Raw genomic sequence first — 7039 nt, forward strand, 5'->3', positions numbered from 1 at the left:
TCGTTTATATTTGGCTCCTCCCCGGCAGGTCCTTTTTTAAGGAAATCGAATAATCCCATAGATGATCTAATTGCGATAGCATACTTTGAACAAAATGAAAAAATTGGCCCAGGGCTTATTCTATTGATCCATTACTCAACAACTCCACCGCCCTGTCCTCACTGCAATTCTCATTACCAAAGCGTTTCAGCCATTTTATGCCCGGTACAGCTATTCGTGTATCTGCAGTATGATCCCATTTATTTTCAAAACCATGGGCTGCCAATGCTTTAATGATCTCCTCCCCTATGGCAGCAACAGCTGCGCTATCCGCTTCAAAAGATCCAAAGGCTAAATACAGCTCATCGCCTTCTATTACCCGTTCCAGGTCCTGGGCATGGTAAAAGCAAAACCCGCGGGTGCTAATGCCTTCTGCTTTTAATTCGCTGTAGATATGGCCGCAATCACTTTCACCGTCCTGCCGGGTATAGCCGGCATTGTGCAGGGCAATAATGCCGGAGCTGTTCAGCTGATCAAATACGCGGGCCAGCCGGTCAAAATCAGTTTCCTGCGGCCAGGCCGCCTGCTCTTTTAAGCGGGCGGTATACTGGCGGCTGATCTCCTCTTTCAGCCAGGCTTCGTCCAGCACCTCGTCATAGAACAGGTCCATGATATTCTCCTGTATCTCCTCATCATCATAAAACCCACCTGCTATCATTGAACGTACCTGGTCCGTGATCTCTTCTTTTAATTCATCCATAATCTGCTATTTAGCGCAAAGTAAAAATCGCAAATTTCCGGATCAAATTCAAAGAGCGGCAGATCAAGATATTGTTATGTCTGATTAAAAATATTGGATCAGCCTTATGCCGGGTGTTACCTTTTTAAAGAAATCATTAAAATAGAATAGCGGTTCCAGCTTTGTTCTGCCTTCAAACAACGACATACGCCCCGCGCCTATACGAAAAGTATGCGGCGCCATATAATCGCCTTCCCGGTGGATCAGGTAACTCAGCGAAAAGGTAAAGCTGAGCTCAGCCTTTTTACCCGGCTGTTCGGCAGCTCCCCGTCCATAAAATAGTGTGAGAAAATCGTTCCGGTACACCCTGGCTTTGCCATCACTATCCTTGCCAAAGAAAAAATTAGGTTCCCAGTACAGTCCAAATTCATGTCTTATCAATTTATTACGGAAGATGGAGCTCGCTATTACAGCAGTACCTATGCTAAAAGAGGGAACAAAATAATTCTTATAGTTCTGGATGCCCACCGCTGCATTCAGGTGCAGCTCATCACCCTGCCGGGATAAATATCCCCGGCTCTGCTTAGCAGAGATCAGATAATCTTTGGTGAGGTGCATCCGTCCGTCCTCTCCTCTCGTCCAATCCCTATCATACTTTGTTTCAAGGCTATGCAGCTTATCATTCAAGCGGCCATCCGCATAGGCTGCCAGCTCATTCCAGTTATTCACAAAAAAGCTAAACCGGTAAGGATGCACGCTCTTTCCGTCGCTTTTAACACTTCCTAAAAAATGAATGGTGTCCTGCTCCAGTTTTAAAGCAGCCACCTCTCCCTGCTGAATAAGATAGCTGTTGCTGTTTGACCGGCCCTTGTAAATACGGATCTTTTTTGCCTTTGCTGCATCTACTACATAATCGATCCGCTTATAGGACAACTCATCAGACAATGAATCCTTTAAGGGCAAAAGGTCCTGCAGGAATGTTCTTACCAGGGAATCCAGGTTCCCAACCTGTTCCAGGTCATTAATACTTACCAGCTCTACCTGCATCTTATTACCTTTATCCAGCTCGATCCAGAAGCGCCGGGTTATTTTATCTGCCGGCAGCTCAAAGGTCTTATCCTCATTGGTTACCGCTTTTTTCTCCTGCGCACATACCACTCCCGTGATGCTGCAGATCAGCATCGATAAACAGATCATTTTTTTCATTTAGCTAATTTTTTGGAGAGAGATGAATGTTAAGTGTATTATTTGCAATTGTTTGATCGCCCAAACCGGCCGGGCTATTAACTCTTATGGTAAATGGCTTATACTCCGGGTATACGACTTCATTCACCGTTGCCTCACCCAGCTCGTTAATATGTACTACCCGTATTTTCTTTGGTGCAGCGGCTGCGGGAACAGCTGCCAGCATGGTATCGGTTATTTGTAAAGTATCTTTCTTTAAAGTGGCAGTAATATTGGTGGTGTTAACCGGATGAACAAGGGCCGGCAATATGGGTGCAAGCTCCCGCTGTGCAGCAACCGGCTTATCCTTTTCCTTTAACACATTTACAGGGGCTTCCTTTTGTGAAATCACCAATGTTGCCGGTGTATCCAAATGCTGGTAAGTTACAGCAGGTGAAATGTGTACCCCGGAATGCTTTTGTTTATATGTCAGCAAGGCTGGTATTAAGCAGGCCGCCAGTAAACAGGCTGCTGCAGCCCAATACCACCCGGCTTTACTTTTGCGCTGTTTGGATTGCATGCGGGTATGCAGCCTGTCCCACGCGGCGTTCTTATCCAGGCCCGCTTCACCTGCTGCATGGTCTAAGCCATCCAGCCTGCTTACCCAATCCTTATTGTGTGCTTCGTTTGACATACGTAATGTTTTTTTGCAGCAACATTTTCTGTAACAATGATCTTGCTTTACTGAGCTGCGATTTGGAAGTACCTTCTGAAATACCCAGCAGGGAGGCAATCTCTCCATGGTTCATACCTTCAATAGCATGCAGGTTAAAAACCGTGCGGTAGCCTGCCGGCAGCTGTACGATCAGGTTAAAAATATCTGTGGCTGATAAGTTATTCAATGCTTCCTCTTCCAGCGGAATGGTTTCTGCTACGGTTTCCGACACAATTACAAAGGCTTGTTTTTTCCGCAGGAACATCAGGCATTCATTGATCATAATGCGCTTCAGCCAGGTGTACAAAGCAGCTTCGCCCTGGTAATTAAACGCCGGCAGTCCTTTAAAGAATTTGTAAAAGCCATCCAGCAGCAGCTCCTCCGCATCCTCCTCGTTCTTTACATAGCGGCGGCAAACCATTAACATTTTACCGGCCAGCTGATCAAAAATGCATTTCTGCGCAGCGGCGCTGCCCTGTTTTGCTTCTTTGATAAGTACCGGTAGCTCCATTCCTGTTGGTAAAGTGGTTATATAAGTATAAATGCAGATTATAAGCAAAGGGTTGCCTGCTCAAAAAAGATCTTGCTAATGGGGTATAATCAGGCAAAAAAGCCCAGCTCTATCTTTGTTTCATTGGCTTCCACACAAAACGGCAGCGCTTCCAGGCCGGGTACAAAATTAAATACCCGCTCCTCTGTCATGGGTAACAGCATCATTTTTTTATCCGCAGTAACACGCACAACTCCCTCCTGTTTATGAACCTCCACCGTATGCGCTAATTTAATTTCATAGTTTTCTGTAGATGGGGAAATAACCGGCACTATGACCTTCACCGGCCGTTCTTCTTTTGCATCATGCTTAAAATGCAGGGTTACCTTGTCTTTGCTGAACCGGTAGATCACTTCGCAATTCACCCCGCCTGCTGCAGGCTGCTGCTGATCTTTATTTACCAGCTTAGAGCGGGTATGTATAACGATGGTATCCTGCTCCTGTGTGGTTTTCATGCCAGCAGTAAGGTCATGGATGTTCAGGTAGGTGCTCCCTCCTTCCTGTAGCTCAATACGCGGCGTTAAAGGCATGGATAAAGGATCCTTATCCACCTGCATATTACCGGCTTCATACAGCTGGTACTCATTCATACTGGCTGTGAAGATCAACCCGGCTTTTTCATGCCACAGCATGGTAAGCGCGCCACCGGAAGCATGGCCGCCTTTAAAATCTTTATAGTTGCGGTCGTAGGCGGTAACAGTAGCCCTGAAAGCACCGTGTGAAATGAGGGTGGTTTGTATATCGCTGAAAAAGCGGCTGCCATATGTCTGCTCCCGTGGTAACGTTACTTTGGCAAAAGTTGCCGGTGGTGTTGGCACACCATGATCCAGTATAGTCACCAGCGCTTTAAGATGGCAAAAGGTGTGGTGCAGACTGGCGCTTACGCCATGGCTCAGGTAATGCGGGCCGCCGTATAAAACACCATCATGCGTATTGGCTTTTAACAGCTGTGTATTCAGCAATGCTACTTTGTAAAAGGCCGGATTCCGGTTGGCCATCAGCGCATAGGCCGGCTGGCAGCCATCGGAGGTGCGGCTGCCCCAATAAGTCCATTTGTAATTGCGGGTGCCCCAGCTGTTATCCCAGCCACCATCCGGTAACATGAACTGCATATGTGTTTCCAGGGCGCGGCTTACCGCATCCAGCACTTCATTATCTTTTGTGAGCAGCCCATACAGCACCAGCGAGGGCAGGGATTCTTCTACATTATATCCCAGGTCAACCGACAAACATCCCTTGGCGCTGCGCTTGTGATAAGGGCCGCCTTCGCCGGTCAGGAAACCATCTTTTGCAGTTATAAACCGTAATGCTTTATGCGCCAGCTCGCGGCCACGGCGCCGGAAACGGGGCTCGTCCAGTATTTCGCCTAACAGGGATAAACCATAGGTGGCAGAGATGGGGTAATTAATATTGCCGTAGTCGATGTTAAAATTTTTGCAGATGAAATCACCGCTCTTTTTCAAACGGGCGCTGAGCTCATTTTTGAAATTATTATCCAACAAAGTACCGTGCTGCTTTAAGGCTTCGCCCAGGGCGATGGCAGAGAACACGGTAGTACCTTTCCAGGCGCCTTTTACCGGTTCGTTTAACCAGGAGCCGTCCGGCTGGCTCACGGTGCTTTCCATCCAGCGGTACAGGAGTATAGCTGCATCTACATAATCACTGTTATTGGTTACATGGGCCAGGTGCAAAAAGGGGTAGATGGTATCGCCCATGCGGCCATGCACCGCATTTTCCGGCGGATAAATGATGGCGCTATAATTTTTATCGGCCTTGTCTTTTACCTGCATATTCAGCAGCGCGCTGCCCCAGGTATCTGTAAGCTGCCGGCAAAGCACAGAAAGCTCATCTTCATTCACAGATGAAGGCAGCGCCCGGGCTAAACTATTACCTGCATACAATGCGCCTAATAGACCCGTGCTTTGTTTTAAAAAATGTCTGCGGGATAACAATGTGAAATTTATTTTACTCTACTCCTTTCACACGCATCTGCAGCGTGTAAATAGCTTCTGATGCGGTGATGAATAATGTTTTCCGGTCTTTACCGCCAAAACAAACGTTGCCTGTCCAGTGAGCGGGGATGGGAATGTTGCCCAGCTTTTTCCCGGTGCTGTCATAGATGGTTACGCCCTGGCCGGTAATGTACAAATTCCCTTCACTATCCAGCGTCATACCATCAGAGCCCTGGGATACAAACAGCTGTTTGCCTGTTAAAGAACCGTCCGGGTTAATGCTGTACCTATAGGTTTTGCCTGCTTCAATATCAGCTACGTATAAATATTTGCCGTCGGGCGTACCTACAATACCGTTAGGCTTCACAAGGCCGTCAGCTGCTACCACAGCGGCTTTCTTCCCTTTAGGCAAATAATATACCTTTTGCTCTTTTATGTCCGGTGTTTTGCGGGTCCAGTAATCGCGGGGGTAAAAAGGATCGGTGAAGTAAATACCGCCTTTGGGATCGATCCACAGATCGTTAGGGCCGTTCAACAATTTACCTTCATAATCGCTTAACAGCACAGTTACTTTTTTTGATGGGCTAATAGACCACAGCTCATCTTTTTCATCGGCGCAGGAAATGATGTTGCCTTTTTTATCAAAGTACAATCCATTGGAGCGGCCTGTTTTGTCCATGAATAATGACAGCTTTCCATTTACATCGTACTTCCAGATCTTATCATTCGGCTGATCGGTAAAGTAAATGTCGCCCTGTTTATTTACCGCGGGTCCTTCGGTAAACGCAAATTGTTTGGCTACTTCCTTTACTGCGGCGCCGGGGGCCACCACCGGTATTTCCTGGGCTAAAGTGGAACTGCCTGTTGCCAGGCATAATAATAGCAGGGCATAATAACGTGTAAGCATGCCCTAAGTTAGCTAAAAAGTACAAAAATGTTATTTCAGCGGAATGTTAGCCACTTTATAATTCAGGGCATTGGTAGTGCCGCAGGTAATATCAATGGTAACACCGGTAATGGAGCCGGCCAGGTCGGAGGCCAGGAATACAGCGGTATTGGCAATATGCGCCATGGGGGGTAATTTTTTTAGCATCGTGTCGGCCTGCATTTTTACTAAAAATTCCGGCGCTTCCGGTACGCTGGCAATGGCTTCTGCAAAAACGCGGGAATCCGGAGACCCGCCGGAGCGCATATTCACCACACGTACCCCATGGGGGCCCAGCTCAGATGCCAGGTCGCGGGAAAAACTTTCCATGGCACAGCAGGCCGGTCCAAAACCACCTACCAACGGATAACCAATACCGGCGGGAGTAGCGGTAAGCGATAAAATAACGCCGGAGCCCTGTGCCATCATGATCCTGCCGGCGGCTGTTGCGGTAAGAAATTGCGTGTGCATAGCAATGTTCACCGGCCGTAGAAAATCGGCCAGCTCCATTTCCACCAGGGGAATATTCTGTTTAGGTTTTAAATCAATAGCGTTATAGGAAATATCTACCGTACCTGCTTTTTGCTTTACCTGCTGTAAATGCACTTCAATAGCTTTTTCGTCCAATGCATCCACCACAGCGGCTTCTGCGCGGCCGCCTGCTGCGCGGATCTCATTTGCAAGCTGCTGCACATTTTCCAGGTGAAGACCGGTGAGGAATACCTGTGCGCCTGCTGCAGCCAGCGCCTTTGCTATTGCGCCGCCTAATGAGCCGCCTGCGCCATAGATCACTGCATTCTTGTTTTGCAATAACATGGGGGTAGTTTTTTGATGAAAACAAACTTAAGTAAGAATGTGCAGGCGCAGGTGGTGTAATAGCGACAATATAGCGGGCATACTGCGTCAGCGCTGTTATTTACCCAGCGCTTCCCGCACGGCCGGGGCTATTTTTTTCCCAAAGAGCTCAATGGCATGTAATACTTTATCGTGTGTAATATAACCCTTTACCAGCTGC

At 47.6% G+C, this 7039-nt stretch carries 7 protein-coding genes; all 7 read right to left on the minus strand.

Going from position 1 to position 7039, the window contains the following annotated elements; genetic code table 11:
• Positions 1–115 precede the first annotated feature (115 nt).
• The 7 genes from VIM87_RS19875 to VIM87_RS19905 all read right to left on the minus strand — a co-directional run bounded on the left by VIM87_RS19875 (position 116) and on the right by VIM87_RS19905 (position 6840).
• A complete protein-coding gene (locus tag VIM87_RS19875) occupies positions 116–739 on the minus strand; it encodes a DUF6891 domain-containing protein (RefSeq protein ID WP_331998690.1) in 624 nt (207 codons plus the stop codon).
• 84 nt (positions 740–823) lie between these two features.
• Positions 824–1924: a hypothetical protein gene (locus VIM87_RS19880; RefSeq protein WP_331998691.1), complete on the minus strand. Its 1101-nt coding sequence runs from the start codon at positions 1922–1924 to the stop codon at positions 824–826.
• A gap of 4 nt (positions 1925–1928) precedes the next feature.
• A complete protein-coding gene (locus tag VIM87_RS19885) occupies positions 1929–2576 on the minus strand; it encodes a hypothetical protein (protein WP_331998692.1) in 648 nt (215 codons plus the stop codon).
• The gene (locus VIM87_RS19890; protein WP_331998693.1) at positions 2554–3108 is read right to left on the minus strand and encodes an RNA polymerase sigma factor; all 555 of its coding nucleotides are present in this window, start codon (positions 3106–3108) and stop codon (positions 2554–2556) included. Before VIM87_RS19890 ends, VIM87_RS19885 begins: the two co-directional genes overlap by 23 nt.
• An 89-nt stretch (positions 3109–3197) precedes the next feature.
• Positions 3198–5099, minus strand: coding sequence for a hypothetical protein (locus tag VIM87_RS19895; protein WP_331998694.1), 1902 nt, complete (start codon positions 5097–5099; stop codon positions 3198–3200).
• A 13-nt stretch (positions 5100–5112) separates the two neighbouring features.
• Entirely contained in the window at positions 5113–6006 is an 894-nt protein-coding gene (locus VIM87_RS19900; protein WP_331998695.1) for an SMP-30/gluconolactonase/LRE family protein, read from the minus strand.
• Between the two features lie 30 nt (positions 6007–6036).
• Positions 6037–6840 carry an SDR family NAD(P)-dependent oxidoreductase gene (locus tag VIM87_RS19905; protein ID WP_331998696.1) on the minus strand — a complete coding sequence of 268 codons (804 nt, stop codon included), beginning with the start codon at positions 6838–6840 and terminating at the stop codon, positions 6037–6039.
• Positions 6841–7039 lie beyond the last annotated feature (199 nt).

The organism is Chitinophaga sp. (assembly GCF_036569125.1).
In the GTDB taxonomy this organism is placed as follows: Bacteria; Bacteroidota; Bacteroidia; order Chitinophagales; family Chitinophagaceae; genus Chitinophaga.